Source organism: Mesorhizobium sp. A623 (assembly GCF_054489405.1).
Genome location: NZ_JBTMXB010000025.1, coordinates 22,674 through 41,009 on the forward strand (window position 1 = coordinate 22,674; position 18,336 = coordinate 41,009).

At 63.3% G+C, this 18,336-nt stretch carries 17 protein-coding genes; 4 read left to right on the forward strand and 13 right to left on the reverse strand.

Annotated features, from left to right (window positions below; genetic code table 11):
* The first annotated feature begins 207 nt into the window (after positions 1-207).
* Positions 208-1,332: a GNAT family N-acetyltransferase gene (locus ACX3P1_RS20465; RefSeq protein WP_459081442.1), complete on the forward strand. Its 1,125-nt coding sequence runs from the start codon at positions 208-210 to the stop codon at positions 1,330-1,332.
* 99 nt (positions 1,333-1,431) lie between these two features.
* Here the strand turns inward: ACX3P1_RS20465 and ACX3P1_RS20470 are convergent, their stop codons facing one another.
* From ACX3P1_RS20470 to ACX3P1_RS20515, 10 genes are all read right to left on the reverse strand, one after another.
* Positions 1,432-2,775 carry a lipopolysaccharide biosynthesis protein gene (locus tag ACX3P1_RS20470; RefSeq protein ID WP_459081443.1) on the reverse strand — a complete coding sequence of 448 codons (1,344 nt, stop codon included), beginning with the start codon at positions 2,773-2,775 and terminating at the stop codon, positions 1,432-1,434.
* A 299-nt stretch (positions 2,776-3,074) separates the two neighbouring features.
* Positions 3,075-3,755 carry a ribulose-phosphate 3-epimerase gene (gene rpe, locus ACX3P1_RS20475; protein ID WP_459081444.1) on the reverse strand — a complete coding sequence of 227 codons (681 nt, stop codon included), beginning with the start codon at positions 3,753-3,755 and terminating at the stop codon, positions 3,075-3,077.
* Positions 3,752-4,681, reverse strand: coding sequence for a CbbX protein (gene cbbX / locus ACX3P1_RS20480; protein WP_459081445.1), 930 nt, complete (start codon positions 4,679-4,681; stop codon positions 3,752-3,754). Before cbbX ends, rpe begins: the two co-directional genes overlap by 4 nt.
* A 109-nt stretch (positions 4,682-4,790) precedes the next feature.
* Positions 4,791-5,210, reverse strand: a complete 420-nt coding sequence (locus tag ACX3P1_RS20485; protein WP_459081446.1) for a ribulose bisphosphate carboxylase small subunit — start codon at positions 5,208-5,210, stop codon at positions 4,791-4,793.
* Between the two features lie 11 nt (positions 5,211-5,221).
* Entirely contained in the window at positions 5,222-6,682 is a 1,461-nt protein-coding gene (locus ACX3P1_RS20490) for a form I ribulose bisphosphate carboxylase large subunit (protein WP_459081447.1), read from the reverse strand.
* A gap of 38 nt (positions 6,683-6,720) precedes the next feature.
* Complete coding sequence (fba, locus tag ACX3P1_RS20495; protein WP_459081448.1) at positions 6,721-7,800, reverse strand: class II fructose-bisphosphate aldolase; 1,080 nt, start codon at positions 7,798-7,800, stop codon at positions 6,721-6,723.
* A gap of 2 nt (positions 7,801-7,802) precedes the next feature.
* Positions 7,803-8,852: a type I glyceraldehyde-3-phosphate dehydrogenase gene (gene gap / locus ACX3P1_RS20500; RefSeq protein WP_459081449.1), complete on the reverse strand. Its 1,050-nt coding sequence runs from the start codon at positions 8,850-8,852 to the stop codon at positions 7,803-7,805.
* 11 nt (positions 8,853-8,863) lie between these two features.
* The gene (gene tkt, locus ACX3P1_RS20505; RefSeq protein WP_459081450.1) at positions 8,864-10,861 is read right to left on the reverse strand and encodes a transketolase; all 1,998 of its coding nucleotides are present in this window, start codon (positions 10,859-10,861) and stop codon (positions 8,864-8,866) included.
* An 11-nt stretch (positions 10,862-10,872) separates the two neighbouring features.
* On the reverse strand, positions 10,873-11,745 hold the full coding sequence (locus ACX3P1_RS20510; protein ID WP_459081451.1) for a phosphoribulokinase: 873 nt from the start codon (positions 11,743-11,745) through the stop codon (positions 10,873-10,875).
* A 9-nt stretch (positions 11,746-11,754) separates the two neighbouring features.
* Complete coding sequence (locus tag ACX3P1_RS20515) at positions 11,755-12,798, reverse strand: class 1 fructose-bisphosphatase (RefSeq protein WP_459081452.1); 1,044 nt, start codon at positions 12,796-12,798, stop codon at positions 11,755-11,757.
* A 124-nt stretch (positions 12,799-12,922) separates the two neighbouring features.
* On the opposite strand from ACX3P1_RS20515, the gene ACX3P1_RS20520 reads away from it, so the two are divergent.
* A complete protein-coding gene (locus ACX3P1_RS20520; RefSeq protein ID WP_459081453.1) occupies positions 12,923-13,861 on the forward strand; it encodes a LysR substrate-binding domain-containing protein in 939 nt (312 codons plus the stop codon).
* Positions 13,862-13,885: 24 nt separating this feature from the next.
* On the opposite strand, the gene ACX3P1_RS20525 is transcribed toward ACX3P1_RS20520, so the two are convergent.
* Together ACX3P1_RS20525 and ACX3P1_RS20530 are read right to left on the reverse strand one after the other, a co-directional pair.
* Complete coding sequence (locus ACX3P1_RS20525; RefSeq protein ID WP_459081454.1) at positions 13,886-14,518, reverse strand: Vgb family protein; 633 nt, start codon at positions 14,516-14,518, stop codon at positions 13,886-13,888.
* A gap of 37 nt (positions 14,519-14,555) precedes the next feature.
* Positions 14,556-15,776, reverse strand: coding sequence for a helix-turn-helix domain-containing protein (locus ACX3P1_RS20530; protein ID WP_459081456.1), 1,221 nt, complete (start codon positions 15,774-15,776; stop codon positions 14,556-14,558).
* Positions 15,777-15,874: 98 nt separating this feature from the next.
* On the opposite strand from ACX3P1_RS20530, the gene ACX3P1_RS20535 reads away from it, so the two are divergent.
* The gene (locus tag ACX3P1_RS20535) at positions 15,875-16,678 is read left to right on the forward strand and encodes a DUF899 domain-containing protein (protein WP_459081457.1); all 804 of its coding nucleotides are present in this window, start codon (positions 15,875-15,877) and stop codon (positions 16,676-16,678) included.
* Positions 16,675-16,968, forward strand: a complete 294-nt coding sequence (locus ACX3P1_RS20540) for a hypothetical protein (protein WP_459081458.1) — start codon at positions 16,675-16,677, stop codon at positions 16,966-16,968. Before ACX3P1_RS20535 ends, ACX3P1_RS20540 begins: the two co-directional genes overlap by 4 nt.
* Here the strand turns inward: ACX3P1_RS20540 and ACX3P1_RS20545 are convergent.
* The gene (locus ACX3P1_RS20545; RefSeq protein WP_459081459.1) at positions 16,965-17,939 is read right to left on the reverse strand and encodes an AraC family transcriptional regulator; all 975 of its coding nucleotides are present in this window, start codon (positions 17,937-17,939) and stop codon (positions 16,965-16,967) included. The two genes, ACX3P1_RS20540 and ACX3P1_RS20545, sit on opposite strands and share 4 nt — an antisense overlap.
* Positions 17,940-18,336 lie beyond the last annotated feature (397 nt).

Sequence of the window (18,336 nt, forward strand, 5' to 3'; positions counted from 1 at the left end):
CTCGTGGCTAAGATAGCATGGTTGTTGCGCGAAAATTTGACCGTCGATGGGTTCTCGACCTCATAGCGCGCAAAGGCCGATGGGAGAATTCGGCATATGACGCGCGGGGGCGCTATGGCTGGCAACAAGTATAGGTTCGCGATTCACGACGGGCCCGAAGCTCCCGAACTCATGTCGTTCTGGGAGCGTGATAGTCATGATTTTTTCATGACCCCGTTCCAGCGCCGACAGGTTCTGACCGCATTCTATCGCCATTTGCCCAAAAACTGCAGCGGCCTGATCGTGAGTGTCAGCGAGGTCGGCAGCGGCCGGGTCGCGATGCTTCTGCCTCTGTTGATGCGCGAGGCCTATACGTTGCGCCTGATCGAAGGGGCCGATCTTGGCCTGTCCGACTATGTGGCTCCAGCCGTCGCCGATTGGTTCAGGCCGACAGCTTCCGAGATGAATATGCTGTGGAAGGCCCTGCTGCGCTTTTTGCCACCAGCGGACCTGCTTAGCCTCAAGAAGATGCCGAACAGCATCCGCAACCGGCACCAGAACCCGTTGGCCCTGCTGCCGGGAACGGAAAGCATGGGTATCACCACGAAAACACTCGACCTGCGGAGCCTCGATTGCGCGACGCACTACCGGCGTTCCGGTCTCTACAAGGATGGGATGCGGCAGTTGCGCCGGTTGCAGAAGCACGGCGAGGTGGAGTTCCGGATCGCGCAGACACCCAAGGACGGGCTTGCCCAGTTCGAGCATCTCCTGGAGCAGAGGCGGGTCCGGTTCTCGGCTTTGAAACGGCCCGATGCCCTGGCGCGGCCCGAGGTGCGTCGATTTTATCGTGAACTGATCGAAGACGGCGTCGAGCGTGGCGAAGTTCTCTTCGGCGGACTCTATTTCGACGGAGAATGCGTCGCGACGGATCTGGGCATCGTCCACGGCAGCACCCACCATGGCATATTCACTTCCATGAAAGCCGGGGAAGAGTTCGCCCGGTATTCGCTGGGCACCATCGCCTTCATGCTCATTCTCGATCAAACGCTTGCACGCGGCATCCAGCATTACGACATCGGCGTCGGCGAATTCGCCTACAAGGACAGGTTGCCGGGAACGACAACCGCGCTGTTGGAACGGCATGAAGCCTTGAGCCTGCGCGGGCATATTGCCCTGGCAAACGCAAATTTCCGCCGCCTGGTCAGAAAAGGGCTTTCACGCTACCCGGCCTTGAAAGGCCCGGCAAAAATCCTGGCTCAACGGTTCAGGCCTTCGCAGAAATTATCCGTTGCAGCCAGCGTCGGGCTCATTGTCTGGTCGACTTGGCTGGGTGTGATGCACCTGGCTGATTAAGCATGTCTCCCGAAAGTGGGAACCGGTTTCGGGGTAAAGACATGCGAGAAAACAAAGGCCTGAAACTCGGCAAGCGAATCTGAAAGATCGCGACGTGCTTTAGCTACGGCCTTCGGCACGCTTGAACAGCCGGGCGATCGAGGGGTCCAGGCCTGTTGCGGACTTGGCTGACTGACGCAGTACAACCGCAGTGACGACGAACGAGACGGCCGTTGCCGTCACCGCTCCCATGATGCCGAAAGGCGGGATCATGATGAACAGTCCAAGCATGCGCACGATAACGGAGCCTGCAATGATCCAGGCATACCGGTCTTCGTGGCCCGTCAGCATCAGGATCGACCCGCAAGGCTGGGCCATGGCGAGCGCCGCGGTGCCAAGACATAAGATCAGCAATTCCGGGAAATAGACCGTGTACGCTTCGTTGATCAAAAGGAGCGCCAGATAGCCGCCGCCAGCCACCCCCACCATCCCGCAGCCGACGAAGATGAGCGTCGTCCACGCCACGCTGTTCAAAAGGTCGTCCAGTTCGCGATTGACGCCCTGGTGGTAGAGAGCCGAGAAGCGGCTCGTCGCGAAAAGGTTGATGGAATCGGCGGCGGCGGCGAAGACGTTGGCAAGCTTCACGATGACGAAATAGGCACCCGCTATGGCGGGGCTGACCAGATAGCCGATGATGAGAACGTCGCTGTACTGGTTGACGGCTTCAAGGATGTTTGCGCCCCACAGCCTGACGGAACGTCCGGACCATTCCTTCCAGTTGATTACGACGGGAGCCTTGTGAATGTCCGGGAACAGTCGATGAAGAAGCCTGCGCATGAGCAGGAAATGCACGGCAACGCCCGCAGCCGAACCCAGGGCGAGAAATGCGAAGACCGTTGCTAGGTCGGCCGCGCCGCCGAGCGCCAGGCAGACGCCGATATAGACGATCGCGGGCAGGGTTTGCAGCAACGCGCCCGCGCCATCGCCAGCCGCGACGCTGACAGCCGTGCGCAGCAGATGGCATGAGATCTGCAAGATTGCGCCGAACGCCAGAAAGAAGGTGACGGCCAGAGCCGTATCGGCACCGAAAGTCCATCTGGCCCATGGATAAAACGCGCCGGCAACGATGGTGGTCGCTCCGGCAGCCAGTGCGAAGCTGAACCAAAGCAGGCCCTTCGTCCGTGCGGCATCGCCGGCAAGCGCAAACTCGTTCCACGAGCGGATGACAAACAACTCCTGACCGGCCACCGCGACGACCGACAACAGCCCGGCGGCCGAAAACAGGATCGAATAATTGCCGAACCCCACTATGTTCAGTGCCCTGGCGGCGACCGCGATGAACGCGAAGTTCAAGGCGACCATCATGATCTTGACCAGCACGACCGTGGCCATCCGCATTACGTCCGGATGACGGCCAAGGCGGCCGATGCGCGATCTGATGCTAATCCCGTCGTTAGGGGTCAAACTCTGTTTCCTGCGTTGGCGCGACTGGAGTTGCGGCCTGGGAGGAGGGGCTTCTAGAGCGCCGGAATGCGCGAGGGGCGACGATAGCCTTCGTACTAGGGTCAGCGACGGTGTCAACGGCACTCGGGTGGCTGACTATTGAAGCCTGTCAGCGACGGCGCGCACAGCAAGCCACGCCATGTCGGTCGCGACCGGCGCTATTGGCAGGGCAGGGGCCAAGGGATTGGGCCGCCCGGCATGGATGGGATGTGAAAAACGGCCCCTGCATGGGGCATGTGGCGGAGCCTATTGCAAGCCGTTCAGGCGTTGCTCGCGGCGTCGGCCGCCCGCCTGATCGCGGCGATATTATCGCGGTAGGCGGCTTCCGCGCCCCCCTTGAACACGGCCGAGCCGGCGACCAGCACATTGGCGCCGGCAGCACTTACCAGCGGCGCGGTCTCAGGCGTGACGCCGCCGTCGATCTCGATGTCGATCGGCCGGTTGCCGATCAGCGCTTTCACGCGCTTTACCTTTTCCACCACGGCCGGAATGAAGGCCTGGCCGCCGAAGCCGGGATTGACCGTCATCAAAAGCACCAGGTCGAGGCGGTCGAGCACATATTCGATCACGCTTTCCGGCGTCGACGGATTGAGCGACACGCCGGCCTTCTTGCCGAGATTCCGGATAGCCTGCAGCGACCGGTCGAGATGCGGGCCGGCTTCGGCATGTACCGTAATGATGTCGCAGCCGGCATCGGCGAATGCCGCCAGATACTGGTCGGTGGGCGCAATCATCAGATGGCAGTCGAAGACCTTGTCGGTGCGGTCGCGGATCGCCTTGATGACCGGCGGGCCGAAGGTGATGTTGGGCACGAAATGGCCGTCCATGACGTCGAGATGGATCCAGTCCGCCCCGGCGCGCACGATTGCCTCCACTTCATCGCCGAGCCGCGAGAAATCGGCGGAAAGCACCGAAGGCGCGATGATGGTTTTCCCTGTCATTTGCCTTCTTTCCCGGACTTCATGGCGAAGACCCGGCTGGCGGTGATGTCCTCGGCCGAAATCGTCGACAGCGCATTGGCGTCAAGTGGCCCCCTCGAGCTTTCGAACAGGCGGTTGGCCTGCCTGAGCCGGGCGCGGTCCAGCGCATTGCGGATCGAGCGGGCATTGGCGAAATGCGGCTGGGCGCGCCGGCGTTCTATATAGTCGGTGAGCGCGTTGATCGCTGCCGCGTCGAGTTTGTAGTTCTGGTGATCCAGCATCTTGGTCGCGATCTGCAGCAGCTCGCCATCCCCATAATCGGGGAAGTCGATATGATGGGCGATGCGCGAGCGAAAGCCCGGATTGCTTTCGAAAAACCTGTCCATCCGATCCGTATAGCCGGCCAGGATGACGACAAGATCGTCGCGCTGGTTTTCCATGACCTGAAGCAGGATCTCGATGGCCTCCTGCCCATAGTCGCGTTCGTTTTCGGGCCGAAACAGATAGTAGGCTTCGTCGATGAACAGCACGCCGCCCATGGCCCGCTTCAGGATTTCCTTGGTCTTGGGCGCGGTGTGACCGATATATTGGCCGACGAGATCGTCCCGCGTGACCGACACCAGATGGCCCTTGCGGATATAACCGAGGCGATGCAGCAGGTCGGCCATCCGTAGCGCCACCGTCGTCTTGCCGGTGCCCGGATTACCGGTGAAGCTCATATGCAGCGTCGGCGTGTCGTGGGCCAGACCCATGCGCTTGCGGGCGCGCTCGACCAGCAGCAGCGCCGCCGTCTCGCGGATACGCTTCTTGACCGGGGCCAGCCCGACCAGATCGCGATCCAGTTCGGCCAGCACTTCCTTGACGCCGGAACTCTCGAACTCTTCGCGCAGATCGATTGCCGTCGGGATTTCAGCTATCTGGGGTTCGATTTCAGCGGTTGCGGCCATGGAAATTCTCGCTTGGGTTATGCGCAGTCACTCGCGTTTTGCGGATGATCTTGCGGAGGTCTGCACCCTCATCCGGCTCGCGACGCAGGCCGGTGAGGGTGCAATGCCGTCATGCGTATCTGCTGCCTGCCGGCTTGTCGGCGGCATAGGCTTTGGTGGTGTAGCGGATCTGGCGGCCCACCCCTTCCTGCCGCTCCAGCCGGTAGCCGGGTTCTTCGGCCGGCCGGTTGACGATGAAGGACAGTTTCACCGATTCCCAGCCATGGCTTGAGTCAAAGGCAACGACGCGAATGTACCGGTCGCCATAGGCTTTGCGGCAATCCTTCAATTCCAGCAGGAGGGCGGCCGCGTCCGGATTGTCGAACATCGGATGGCCCCACATGTCCCAATAGGTATTGCGGGGATGCGGATCGTCGGTGAATTCGAGGCTGACGGCCCAGTTGTTGTCGATGCAGTATTGCACCTGCGCCCTGATCTGATCGTCGGTCAGGTCCGGCAGGAAGGAAAAGGCTCCTTGGGTAATGCGCATGTTCGTTCTCCTTATTCCGCTGCCGTTGCCACCGGAACGAAGTCCGGCGAATCGGTCGATGCATAGTTGAAGGTGACGTCTTTCCAGACTTCGAGCGCCTGCTTCAGCGGCAGGCAGGATTTGGCCGCATTTTCGAGGATTTCAGTGCCTTCGCGCAAATAGTCGCGGCCCTCGTTGCGGGCGAGAACCATGGCCTCGAGCGCGACGCGGTTGGCGGTGGCGCCGGCTGCGATGCCCATCGGGTGGCCGATCGTGCCGCCGCCGAACTGGAGGATGGTGTCTTCGCCCAAGAGATGGAGAAGCTGGTGCATCTGGCCGGCATGAATGCCGCCCGAGGCCACCGGCATCATCTTGTTGAGCGAGGCCCAATGCTGGTCGAAGAAGATGCCGTTCTCCAACTGCATCGGATTATAGTCCTCGCGGCAGATGTCGTAGTAGCCCTTGGTCGTTGCCGGATCGCCTTCCAGCTTGCCGACGACGGTGCCGGCATGGATGTGATCGACACCGGCAAGCCGCATCCATTTGGCGATAACGCGAAACGAGACGCCATGGTTTTTCTGGCGCGTATAGGTCGAGTGACCGGCGCGATGCAGATGCAGGATCATGTCGTTGCGTCGCGCCCATTTGGCCATGGACTGGATCGCCGTGTAGCCGATGACCAGGTCGATCATGACGATGCTGGAGCCGAGGTCCTTGGCGAATTCGGCGCGCTCATACATGTCTTCCATGGTGGCGGCGGTGACGTTGAGATAGGTGCCCTTGATCTCGCCGGTCTCGGCCTGCGCCTTGTTGACCGCCTCCATGCAGTAGAGGAAGCGCTCGCGCCAATGCATGAAGGGCTGCGAGTTGATGTTCTCGTCGTCCTTGGTGAAGTCGAGGCCACCCTTGAGCGCTTCATAGACGACGCGGCCATAATTGCGGCCCGACAGGCCGAGCTTGGGCTTGACGGTCGCGCCGAGCAGCGGCCGGCCGAACTTGTCGAGCCGCTCGCGCTCGACCACGATGCCGGTCGCCGGCCCCTGGAAGGTCTTCACATAGGCGACAGGAAAGCGCATGTCCTCCAGCCGAAGCGCCTTCAGCGGCTTGAAGCCGAAGACGTTGCCGATGATCGACGCCGACAAATTGGAGATCGAGCCGGGTTCGAACAGGTCGAGATCGTAAGCGATATAGGCGAAATACTGCCCCGGCCCGTTGGGCACCGGATCGACGCGGTAAGCCTTGGCGCGGTATTTTTCCGTTGCCGTCAAACGGTCGGTCCACACCACGGTCCAGGTCGCGGTCGAGGATTCGCCGGCGACGGCGGCGGCCGCCTCGATCGGGTCCACGCCATCCTGCGGGGTGATGCGGAAAACCACGATGATGTCGGTCTCTTTCGGCTCGTAGTCGGGCTCCCAATAGCCCATCTTCCGGTATTCCATAACGCCGGATCTGTAGCGATCGGCGCCCGTCACGGTTTGCGAGTTGGTAGCCATGGCATTGTTCCTTTCGGTTTTTTAAGGGCGTCCAGTCGTCAGGCGGCCCTGGCGGTTGCGATCTGCGGGTCGAGCTTGCCGGCGGCGTAGCGCTTGGCCATGTCGTCGAGTGAAATCACCTTGATTTTCGAAGCGTTGCCGGCCGTGCCGAAACGCTCAAAACGGTCGCGGCACAAAGTGCGCATCGCATCCATTGAGGCTTTCAGGAATTTGCGCGGGTCGAATTCGGTCGGGTTTTCGGCTGCGATTTTGCGAAACTGGCCGGTGATCGCCATGCGGCAGTCTGTGTCGATATTGACCTTGCGCACGCCGTGGCGGATGCCGCGCTCGATTTCCTCGACCGGTACACCATAGGTCTGGGGCATCTGGCCGCCATATTTGTTGATCACGTCCTGCAATTCCTGCGGGACCGACGATGAGCCGTGCATGACCAGATGGGTGCCCGGCAGCTTGGCGTGGATGGCTTCGATCACATGCATGGCCAGGATGTCGCCATCCGGCTTGCGCGTGAATTTGTAGGCGCCGTGCGAGGTGCCGCAGGCTATCGCCAACGCATCGACTTTGGTGGCGGCGACGAAATCGACTGCCTGGTCCGGATCGGTCAGTAACTGGTCCTGGCTGAGCGTGCCTTCCGCGCCATGGCCGTCCTCGGCCTCGCCCTGGCCGGTTTCGAGCGAGCCGAGAACGCCGAGTTCGCCTTCCACCGATGCACCGACGGCATGGGCCATCTTTGCCACCCGCGCCGTTATGGCAACATTGTAGTCATAGTCGGCGGGGGTCTTGGCGTCGGCTTCGAGCGAACCGTCCATCATCACCGAGGTGAAGCCGTGGCGGATGGCGGACAGGCAGGTGGCCTCGTCATTGCCGTGGTCCTGATGCACGCAAAGCGGGATCTGCGGATACATTTCGGCAAGCGCATCCATCATTTTCGACAGCATGATGTCGCCGGCATAAGAGCGCGCGCCGCGCGAGGCTTGCAGGATGACCGGGGCGTCGCAGGCGGCCGCCGCCTCCATGATCGACAGGCCCTGTTCCATATTGTTGATGTTGAAAGCCGGGACGCCGTAGCTTTGTTCAGCGGCATGGTCGAGTAATTGGCGAAGGGTGATGCGAGCCATGGTCAGGCCTCCTCTTTGATCTTGGCGGGGGCAGCGCTGCCGGCGAGCGTGCGGCCGATGGCGGCAGCTGTGTCGGCCATGCGGTTGGAAAAGCCCCATTCATTGTCGTACCAGGACATCACCCGAACGAGGCTTCCCTCGATGACCTTGGTCTGGTCGAGCGCGAAGGAGGACGACGCCGGGTTGTGGTTGAAATCGATGGAAACCAGCGGCTCGTCGACGATGGAGAGGATACCCTTCAGGCGGCCCTTGGCGGCGGCCTTCATCGCCTCGTTGACCTCCTCGACCGTGGTCGGGCGCGACGGCACGAATTTGAAATCGACCACCGAGACGTTCGGTGTCGGCACGCGGATGGCGACACCATCGAGCTTGCCCTTCAGTTCAGGCAGCACCAGGCCGACGGCCTTGGCGGCCCCCGTCGAGGTCGGGATCTGCGACAGGGCTGCGGCACGGCCGCGATAAGGGTCCTTGTGCATCGTATCCAGCGTCGGCTGGTCGCCGGTGTAGGAATGGATCGTCGTCATGAAGCCGCGCTCGATGCCGATGGCGTCGTTCAACACCTTGGCGACAGGACCGAGGCAATTGGTGGTGCAGGAGGCATTGGAAACGACGATGTGGTCCTTGGTGATCTTGTCGTCATTGACGCCGTAGACGACGGTGAGATCGGCGCCATCGGCTGGAGCAGACACAAGCACCCGCTTCGCACCGGCAGCCACATGCGCCAGGGCCTTTTCCTTCGAGGTGAAGATGCCGGTGCATTCCAGCGCGATGTCGACGTCAAGCTCGGCATGCGGCAGGTCGGCCGGATTGCGCAGCGCCGTCACGCGGATCGGCGGCAGATCGTCGATTTCGAGCGTGTCGCCCTTGACCGTCACCGTACCCGGAAAGCGGCCATGCACGCTGTCGTAGCGCAGCAGATGGGCATTGGTCTCGATCGGGCCGAGATCGTTGACCGCCACGACGACGATGTCGGTGCGGCCCGATTCCAGGATGGCGCGCAGGATGTTGCGGCCGATGCGGCCGAAACCGTTGATTGCAACTCGGACTGCCATGTTTACTCCCTTCAGATGAGCTTGCGCGCAGCTTCGACCACGGCTTGCGGCGTGATGTTGAAATGCCGGTAGAGGTCGGGGGCGGGCGCGCTCGCGCCAAAGCCGGTCATGCCGATGAAGACGCCATTGTCGCCGATCCAGCGATCCCAGCCGAGACGGGCCGCCGCCTCGATGGCGATGCGCGGTGCCGACCCCAGCACTTGGCCCCGATAGGCCGGGCTCTGCTCCTCGAACAGTTCCCAGCAGGGCATCGAAACGATTGCGGCGGCAATGCCGTCTTCAGCCAGCCGGTCGGCCGCCGCCACCGCGATCTCGACTTCCGAGCCGGTGGCGATCAGCGTCACCTGCCTCGCTCCCTCCGGTTCGCGCAGCACATAAGCGCCACGGCCTGAAGGCAGTTCATCCTCATGCGCCTGGCGCAGCATCGGCAGGTTCTGGCGCGACAGCACCAGCACGCTTGGGCGGTTGGTGCTTTTCAGCGCCAGTTCCCAGCATTCGGCTGTTTCGATGATGTCGGCGGGGCGAAACAGATTGAGATTTGGCGTCGCCCTCAGCATCGCCAGATGCTCGACCGGCTGATGGGTCGGGCCATCTTCGCCAAGCCCGATGGAATCATGCGTCATGACATAGATGACGCGCTGGCCCATCAGCGCCGACAACCGCATCGCGCCGCGGGCATAATCGGCAAAGCACAGGAAGGTGCCGCCATAGGGAACGAAGCCGCCATGCAGCGCCAGACCGTTCATCGCGGCGGCCATGCCATGCTCGCGGATGCCGTAATGGATGTAGCGGCCGGCATAATCGCCGGGCGAAACGGTGCTCATGCCCTTGGTGAGCGTCAGGTTCGAGCCGGTCAAATCGGCTGATCCGCCAATGGTGAGGTCGGTAGCATTATTGATTACGCCGAGCGCCATTTCCGACGCCTTGCGGGTCGCGACCTTGGTTGCCTGGTCGAAATGCTCGCGCCGGAAGGCGCGCAACGCCGCCGTCACCGTCGCCGGCAGTTCACCCGCAACTGCCCCAAGGAAAGCATCGCGCTCGGCCGACGCTGCAAGCCGTTCCTGCCATGCAAGGCGCAAGGCCTTGCCGCGCGCGGCGACCTGCGCCCATGCCGCGCGAATATCCTGCGGAACCTCGAAGGGCGCATGCGTCCAGCCAAGAGCTGCGCGCGTTGCCGCGATTTCGGCGTCGCCCAGCGGTGCGCCATGCGTCTTTTCGGAGCCCTGAAGAGTAGGGGCACCCTTGCCGATGACGGTCCGGCAGGCGATCAGCGACGGCTGCTGCGCCATCCGCGCGGCCTCGATAGCATGCGCCACGGCCTCCGGGTCGTACCCGTCGACGGATTGCACATGCCAGCCGGCAGCAGTGAAACGGGCCTGCTGGTCCATCGAGGTCGAAAGCGAGGTCGGTCCGTCGATGGAGATGCGGTTGTCGTCCCACAGCACGATGAGGCGGGCAAGTTGCAGATGGCCGGCGAGGTCGATGGCCTCGTGGCTGATGCCTTCCTGCAGGCAACCGTCGCCGGCGATGACATAGGTGAAGTGGTCGACGAGACCGTCACCGTAGCGCGCATTCGCCATGCGCTCGGCCAACGCCATGCCGACCGCCGTGGCGATGCCCTGGCCAAGCGGCCCGGTGGTCGTCTCGATGCCCAGCGCATGGCCATGTTCCGGGTGGCCTGCGGTGCGGCTGCCCAACTGGCGGAACTTCTGCAGCTGCTCGGCCGGCATGTCGGCGTAGCCGATAAGGTGATGCAGCGCGTATTGCAGCATCGAGCCGTGGCCGGCCGACAGGACGAAGCGGTCGCGGTCGGGCCAGTCGGGCCGCACCGGATCGAGCTTGATGAAACGCCCGAACAGCACGGTTGCAACGTCGGCCATGCCCATCGGCATGCCGGGGTGACCGGAATTGGCCTTCTGCACGGCGTCCATCGCCAAAGCGCGGATGGCGTTGGCCATTTCGCGTTCGGTGGTGGTGGTGGCGGCGATCTTGCCCGCTGTGATGTTCATGACAGGTCTCCTCAGGGCGCGCGATGCTTGCGCTCGATCCGTTGCAGGATGAGCGGCGTCAAAATGAGTTGCATGGCCAGGTCGAGCTTGTTGCCCGGCACGACGATGGAATTCGGCCGCGACATGAAGCTGTCGTGGATCATCGACAGCAGGTAGGGAAAGTCGATGCCGCGGGGGTTGGCAAAGCGGATGACCAGCATCGATTCGTCGGCCGTGGGTATCCAGCGCGCGATGAACGGGTTCGATGTATCGACGATGGGCACGCGCTGGAAATTGATGTCGGTAAGCGCGAACTGCGGAACGATGTAGCGCACATAGTCCGGCATGCGGCGCAGGATCACGTCCATGACCGCCTCCGTCGAATAGCCCCGGCTTGAGCGATCCCGGTGGATTTTCTGGATCCACTCCAAATTGATGACCGGAACGACCCCGATCTTGAGATCGCAGTATTTTGCGAGATCGACCGTTTCGCTCTGCACGCAGCCGTGCAGGCCCTCGTAGAAAAGCAGGTCGCTCGGCGGAAAATTCCGCCATTCGGAGAACTTACCGGGCGGCGTCGAATAGAGCTTCGCCTCTTCCTCGTCATGCACATAGGTACGGGTGCGGCCGGTTCCCCGGCGGCCATATTCCTCGAAGACCTCCTGCAGCGTCTCCAGTTCGTTGGCCTCGACGTTGAAATGGGTGAAGTTGGGGTTGCCCTTCTTCTCCTCCTGCGCGACCTTCGTCTTCATCGCGGCGCGGTCGTAGCGGTGGAAGGCGTCGCCTTCGATGAAGGCGGCTTCGATCTTTTCGCGCCGGAAAATCTGCTCGAAGATGCGCTTGACCGACGTGGTGCCAGCGCCTGACGAACCGGTGATCGAGATGATGGGATGCTTTGCGGACATTGGCTGACCTCAGGCGCGGAACAGGCCGCGGGTGCCGAACAGGGGGGCTCGTTCGCCGATGCAACTCGGCCCGGTGTGGTAGCGGGAAATGAGTTCGACTTCGCCGGCGGAGCCGAAGACCAGGGGCACGCGCTGGTGCAGGTCAGCGGGCACGATATCGAGAATTCGGTCGACGGAATCGGTAGCACTCCCCCCGGCCTGTTCGATAAGCAAGGCGATCGGGTTGGCTTCGTAGACCAGGCGCAGACGGCCGTTGCCATAGCCCTCGCGCGCATCGCGCGGGTATAAGAAGACGCCGCCGCGCATCAGGATCCGATAGGTTTCGGCAACCAGCGAGGCGATCCAGCGCATGTTGAAATCGGCCCGGCGCGAACCGTCCTCTCCCTTCAGGCAGTCGTCGATATAGAGCCGGACGGACTCTTCCCAATGCCGGTAATTCGAAGCATTGATGGAAAATTCCCCGGTTTCGCGGCTAAGGGAGATGCTTTCCTGCGTCTGGATGAACGTGCCCATGCGGGGCGAGTAAATGAAGCCATGGGTGCCGCTGCACAGAGTGAGCACCAGCGCCAGTTGCGGGCCGTAGATGAAAAATCCCGCCGCAATCTGATTTCGGCCAGGCTGGAAAAAGGGGGCGGCCGGCGTCTCGGCCGCCCCAGAGGCCGCAGGGAGGAGCGAGAAAATGGTGCCGATGGAGACATTGGCGTCGATGTTCGAGGAACCGTCCAGCGGGTCGATCGCCAGCGCCAGCGACGCGTTGCGATCGAGTACGATGGGAGCGTCCTGTTCTTCCGAAGCAAACAGCGCCACCGGCGTGTGGCGCACGGCTTCCAGAAAAATCTCGTCGGCATGGACATCCAGTTGGCGCTGGGCGTCGCCATCCGCATTGATGGTGCCGCGTGCGTCGGCGAAGGCATGGCCCAGGGGACCGAGTTCGATTTCCTTGCTGACCTTGAGGGCGGCACTGCTGAGCGCCTTGATCACATCCGCAACATCAAGACGGCCGGTCGCTGTAACGTGCGATGCCAGGAAAGCTTCCAGTGTCGACCCTTGCATTTGATCCTCCCTCGGTGCGCCGGAGCCTTTTCGGGGGCGGCGTTGACAAAAGAAGGCATTGAATCGCCCGGTGAGTAAACTTTAATCCCCTTACATCCGCGATAAGAAATGCTTACTATGGGGAATGCGAAACGTTACCCTGCGCCACCTCCGGACCATTGCCGCCATTCATCAGCAAGGGCGAATCGTCAATGCAGCCAAGATGTTAGGCCTTACCGGCCCGGCGGTTACCCTTCAGCTCCAGCAGGTCGAGGAAGTCGTGGCATTGGCCTTGTTCGAGCGCACCTCGCACGGGATGCGTCCCACTGACGCAGGACAGGCGTTCGTCGAGGCGGCCCTGGCCATCGAAGAGCGGCTGCGCCTGCTTCAGGAGCAGATCGACGCCATTGCGGGCGTGCGCCGCGGCAGCCTCATTCTCGGGGTCGTCTCCACGGCCAAGTATTTCGCGCCGCAGCTCATGGCCGGGTTCATGCGCGCCTTTCCCGACATCGACATCCAGTTGGTGGTCGGCAACAGGGCCGAGACGATCGCGAGCCTGAAGCGGCGCGCCATCGACGTCGCCGTGATGGGGCGGCCGCCGCGCGACGTGGCGGTCAATGCCCATGCCTTCGGCGACCATCCGCTCGTCATCGTCGCAGCACCGGACCACCCGCTGGTGGCGGTGCATGACATTACCCGAACGCGGATCGCCGCCGAACACTTCATCGTGCGCGAGCCCGGCTCCGGCACACGCATCTCCTTCGAGCGCTTTTTCGCAGACACGCCCGCACGGCTGGACGAGACAAACCTGCAGATGGATTCCAACGAGACCATCAAGCAATCGGTCATGGCGGGTCTTGGCGTTGCCTTCATATCGGCCCACACGATCGCTTCGGAAGTGGGCGCTGGCCGTCTTGCCGTGCTGGATGTCGTCGGGCTGCCGATCCGCCGGCAGTGGTTTTCGGTCGTTCGCGACGACCGGGTCATCACGCCCGCCATCGCCGCCTTCCAGGATTTCCTGGCGAAGAGCGGCGCAACCTTCCTGCCTGTATTTTCCAAGCTTTATTCGGAGCAGTCAGCCTGATTGGACCGGCTTAAGAGCAGCAGGTCACGTCCGACGACGGACCACCCTTATCTTTCCGCTGCCGCCACCGCCGCAGAAGAACCGGTCGCCCCCGTCGGACTCCAGCCCCGATACCCCCACATCCGGCGGCATGATGTGCTTTTCGAGAACTTCCCCGGTTTCAGGATCGATCCGGCGCATGTCGCTCTCGTCCCCTTCCCAGGTGGCGTGCCAGAGTTCTCCGTCCACCCAGCTAACCCCGGTGACGAACCGATTGGACTCGATCGTGCGCAGGACCGCGCCCGTCTCCGGGTCGATCTGGTGGATCTTGCGGCCGCGATGCTGCCCGACCCATAGCGTCCCTTCGGCCCAGGCGAGGCCCGAATCGCCGCCGTTTCCGGGCGCGGGGATGCTGGAAAGGATGGCCCCGGTTTCCGGGTCGATCTTGTGGATGCGGTCCTCGGCAATCTGAAACAGATATCGGCCGTCGAAGGCCGTTCCCGCATGCGCGGCGATATCGATGCTGCGTTCGATCTTGCCGCTGACCGGGTCCAGCGCGTTCAGCCTGTCGCCAGATGCAAACCAGACGTGACGGCCATCGAAGGTGACGCCGCCCACCTGATCGACCTCTGGAAAAGGACCGTACTCCTGAACGACTTCAGCACGCGAAGGTTTCATCTGTCATACCCCTGGGTCGTGATCGTCATCCCCTATTCTAGCCGCTTGGCAGCGGACCGGGGAGCAACAATGTTGTCGGGAAACCGGGAACGGGCGGCGTCATCCAGCGGCGCGCGCGGCCCCGCCCGAAGGACTGCACCTTGCCTATAGCCGAAAGCTGCTCGAGCGCCCGCTGCACGCTGCGCGGGCTGATGGCGAGCGCAATCGAAAGCGTCGTGCTCGACCAGGCCTCGCCATCGCCAAGCAAGGCAAGGACGCTTGCATGCTGTTCTTCGGTGTTCGGCGCCAGCACGACCACCTCGCTCGCGCCGCACGGTGACAGGATGAAGCCCCGGTCGGTCGCATTCACCTGCGCCAGAGCGCCAAGTTCCGCACGCAGCCGCCCGATCTCCACCCGAAGCCGGGCGCGATGCGATTCATCGGCATGCCTTGCCCGAAACGCGCGCCTGATGAGCACATCCCTGGCCACGTCGCTTGGCCACCCTTCGGCCAGCGCCCGCGCCAAGGCAAACAGGACCGGCCGGGTCGCCAGCGAGACCGTCGTTCCGGCGCGCCTTGCGACGTTTCGGCAGGCGTCCATGACCAGCGCATCCGAAGCCAGCAGCGCCTCGACCTCTTCCAGCAGGAGAAACCGCTCCTGCCCACGCGCGATGGCCCGCGCCGCCGGTTGCGTCATCAAGAGCGAGACGCTTGCCACCTCCGCCTGCAAGGCGGGGATGCCGGCGGCCCGCGCCGCGTGCGCGGCCGTGGCAAGCGCAGCGCGCGCCTTTGCCGTCTGCACGCGCCGGATCGCAATGCCTGCCGCCGCAAGCTCGTAGCCGGCTCTCAAGGCGGGCGGGAACGGTGCGGGATCGATTTTGGCGAGCAGGGATTCAGCCTCTTCGAGATGCCCGATCAGCAGCAGGCGGCGGGCCGCGAGGCAGCCGGCGTGCGCGGCATTGAGCCGGTCGCCGCGTCGTTCAAGCACCAGCCGCGCCGCGTCGAGCGCCTTGGTGGGCCAGGTAAGGTCGCGCGAGACGAGGGCGATCTCGGCTTCGGCCACCACGCACCGCGCCCGCTGGATCGAATCCGTCGGGCCGAACGCGCGCCCGGCCTGTCTGAGAAGATCCTTGGCCCGGCCGAGATCGCCGAGTTGCGCCATCGCGATGCCGCGCAACGCCAACGCCGGTGCATCGTCGCGCAAGGCCACCCGCTTCAACGCGCCGAGCGGGTCCCCGACGGCCAGAGCCTGCGCGGCAGCGGTAATCAGCGAGTCCATCGCAATCCCGTCACACTTGTTACTCCCGCCCTTCGGTTTCCGGTGCCAAGCTACCCCTGTCCAACGCAATTCGTGAAAACTAGGAGATTTCAAAAGCCATGACCAGATCAGCCGAAAATGGAAAAACTACCGGACAGCCTGCCATGCAAACGCCGCCGGTGGTGTCGCCGCAGGCGTGGGAAGAAGCCCGCGAAAAACTGCTCGTGAAGGAAAAGGCCCAGACCCGCGCCCGCGATGCGCTGGCTGCCGAGCGCCGGCGCATGCCGTGGATGACCGTTGAGAAACCCTACGCGTTCGAGGGACCGGCGGGCAAGGCCAGCCTGCTCGACCTGCTCGACCTGTTCGACGGCAGGCGTCAGTTGGTCGTCTACCGCGCCTTCTTCGAGCCGGGCGTGTTCGGCTGGCCCGACCACGCCTGCCGGGGTTGCTCGCTGGGAGCCGACCAGGTCGGCCATCTCGCCCATCTGAACGCCCGCGACACCACGCTGGTCTACGCCTCGCGCGCGCCGCAGGCCGACATTGTGCGCCTGAAGGCCAGGATGGGCTGGGACATGCCCTGGTACACCATCACCGACAGTTTTGACGCCGATTTCGGTGTGGACGAGTGGCACGGCCACAACGTGTTCATCCGGGAGGGCGACCGGATTTTGCGCACCTACTTCATCAACAACCGCGGCGACGAGGCGATGGGGACGGTCTGGAGCTATCTCGACCTGACGCCGCTTGGCCGGCAGGAGGTCTGGGAAAACTCGCCGCAGGGCTATCCGCAGACCCCGACCTACAAATGGTGGAACTGGCACGACAATTACGCCGCAGAGGCAGAACCCGACAAGAAGTGGGCCGAAGTGTCGGATGCCGGCGAGGCGGCGTTTAGAAACAAAGAGACGGGTGCGAAGCCATGAGCCACGCCTGTTGCGGCGGTTCGGGCGAAACAGGCGGGCAGCCGGCCCGCCGGCCCGCCGCCTCGCCAGGGACGGCCGATTGGCTGGCGCTTTGGCTGGCTCTGGCGGCAGCGCCGACCTTCGCCATCATGGCGCTCATGGTCAGCCTTCCGGGCGGCGACCCGGCCGGGATGATCTGCGCGGCCGCACACGGATCGCCACTGAACGGAATGGCCACGATGTACCTGCTGATGTGCGCCTTTCACGCAGGCCCATGGGTGAAGCTGGCGCGGAGGCGCACGACGCTCTAACCGGTGCCGTTACGGATATCGCTCGGAGTCATGCCGAAGCGGCAGCGAAAGGTGCGGTTGAAATAGGACAGGTCGCAAAAGCCGCAGGCATAGGCGATGGCGCCGATCGTCGTTGCCGGTGGCGTCTGGCGCAGCAGCAGGCGATAGGCATGTTCCAGCCGCCGGCCGAGGACGAAATCGGAAAACGTCGTGCCCTCGTCCTGGAACAGCCTTCGGATGTAGCGCGGCGATATCCGGTTGCTCGCCGCGATCCGCTGGATCGAAAGGCCCGGATCGCATAGCTGCATTTCGATGTCGGACCTGATCGCGCCAAGCCGGGCGGCGCGGATGCCGCCCCGTTCGCCGGCCGCCGCGACATCCGGCATGGTGGCCGCCATCGCCGCCATGAGATCGCGAACATGACCGGCCGCGATCTGGCCGACATCTGACGGAGCCGCCCGTTGCCATGTCTGCAACAGGTCGACATAGCCGAGCAGCAGGCGCAGCGTCTCGTTTCGCCTCGACACCACAGTCATCGACAGGTCTTCGCCCCCCGGCAGCAGCGGCGTCAGGCTGTCCACGGGGATAGCGATGTTGGTGAACCGCGTCTTCTGTTTCGAGTGGATGACGCTGCATTCGCCGCCGCGCAGGAACAGCGCATCGCCGGCGTCGAGCCTCTGCTCCTTGCCGCCCTGGGCAATGTGGAGCGGCGCGTTGGCGGTGATGAGAAAGAGCATGTCGATGCTGTCGTCGGCGATCAACCGGCGCGTGCGCGATACGCAAACGGGGGTGGTCGTCACCGATGCGAGGGCGGCGCCCGGCAGCGCGCAGAGCGTGCCTTCGGCATGGAACGGCTGGCCTTTCGCTGGCTCGATGTCGAGGCGAACCATTGTCTGCCCGAACACCTCGCGCCACATCGGCAACCTGTCCGCCGCCGACAGGGAAGCGGTCGAAAGATGCTGTGACGAATAAAGAGGCTCCGGCTCGCTCACTTGTTCCCCGCAAGGCACAGACGATCATGCCATATGAGGCCTTTAGCGTCAATTCGGTGCCGTCTGGTCCATGCCCGGTTCCGCCTGGTCCGAGACATCGAGTGTATCGCCGTGGCAGCCTGCCGTCTTGCGATGCGAGCGGAGCGGCGCGTGGGTTCACCGGAAGCGACGGCGACAGGGCAGGGGGCAGGGCGCGCCGGAAATGCCGGCCCCACGTCCGGTAAAAGCCCTGCGGGTGCTCCTGTTTTTCCTCTATTTCTTCGGCTTCGCCGTCGCGATCCCGATGATCGTCGTGGCGGTCAAGTCGATCACCAAATACGGCATTTTCGTCTGGGCCGGCATGCAATTCTTCCTCTTCGGCCGGGTCGCTTCCTGGGTGAGCGCGGTGCCGGCGGTT

Excerpts from the sequence above, each read along its gene's own strand:
- ACX3P1_RS20465 (WP_459081442.1), top strand. The coding sequence starts at position 208 with ATGACCCCGTTCCAGCGCCGACAGGTTCTGACCGCATTCTATCGCCAT.
- rpe (WP_459081444.1), bottom strand. The coding sequence starts at position 3,755 with ATGACAGGGAAAACCATCATCGCGCCTTCGGTGCTTTCCGCCGATTTC.
- cbbX (WP_459081445.1), bottom strand. The coding sequence starts at position 4,681 with ATGGCCGCAACCGCTGAAATCGAACCCCAGATAGCTGAAATCCCGACG.
- ACX3P1_RS20485 (WP_459081446.1), bottom strand. The coding sequence starts at position 5,210 with ATGCGCATTACCCAAGGAGCCTTTTCCTTCCTGCCGGACCTGACCGAC.
- ACX3P1_RS20490 (WP_459081447.1), bottom strand. The coding sequence starts at position 6,682 with ATGGCTACCAACTCGCAAACCGTGACGGGCGCCGATCGCTACAGATCC.
- fba (WP_459081448.1), bottom strand. The coding sequence starts at position 7,800 with ATGGCTCGCATCACCCTTCGCCAATTACTCGACCATGCCGCTGAACAA.
- gap (WP_459081449.1), bottom strand. The coding sequence starts at position 8,852 with ATGGCAGTCCGAGTTGCAATCAACGGTTTCGGCCGCATCGGCCGCAAC.
- tkt (WP_459081450.1), bottom strand. The coding sequence starts at position 10,861 with ATGAACATCACAGCGGGCAAGATCGCCGCCACCACCACCACCGAACGC.
- ACX3P1_RS20510 (WP_459081451.1), bottom strand. The coding sequence starts at position 11,745 with ATGTCCGCAAAGCATCCCATCATCTCGATCACCGGTTCGTCAGGCGCT.
- ACX3P1_RS20515 (WP_459081452.1), bottom strand. The coding sequence starts at position 12,798 with ATGCAAGGGTCGACACTGGAAGCTTTCCTGGCATCGCACGTTACAGCG.
- ACX3P1_RS20520 (WP_459081453.1), top strand. The coding sequence starts at position 12,923 with ATGCGAAACGTTACCCTGCGCCACCTCCGGACCATTGCCGCCATTCAT.
- ACX3P1_RS20525 (WP_459081454.1), bottom strand. The coding sequence starts at position 14,518 with ATGAAACCTTCGCGTGCTGAAGTCGTTCAGGAGTACGGTCCTTTTCCA.
- ACX3P1_RS20530 (WP_459081456.1), bottom strand. The coding sequence starts at position 15,776 with ATGGACTCGCTGATTACCGCTGCCGCGCAGGCTCTGGCCGTCGGGGAC.
- ACX3P1_RS20535 (WP_459081457.1), top strand. The coding sequence starts at position 15,875 with ATGACCAGATCAGCCGAAAATGGAAAAACTACCGGACAGCCTGCCATG.
- ACX3P1_RS20540 (WP_459081458.1), top strand. The coding sequence starts at position 16,675 with ATGAGCCACGCCTGTTGCGGCGGTTCGGGCGAAACAGGCGGGCAGCCG.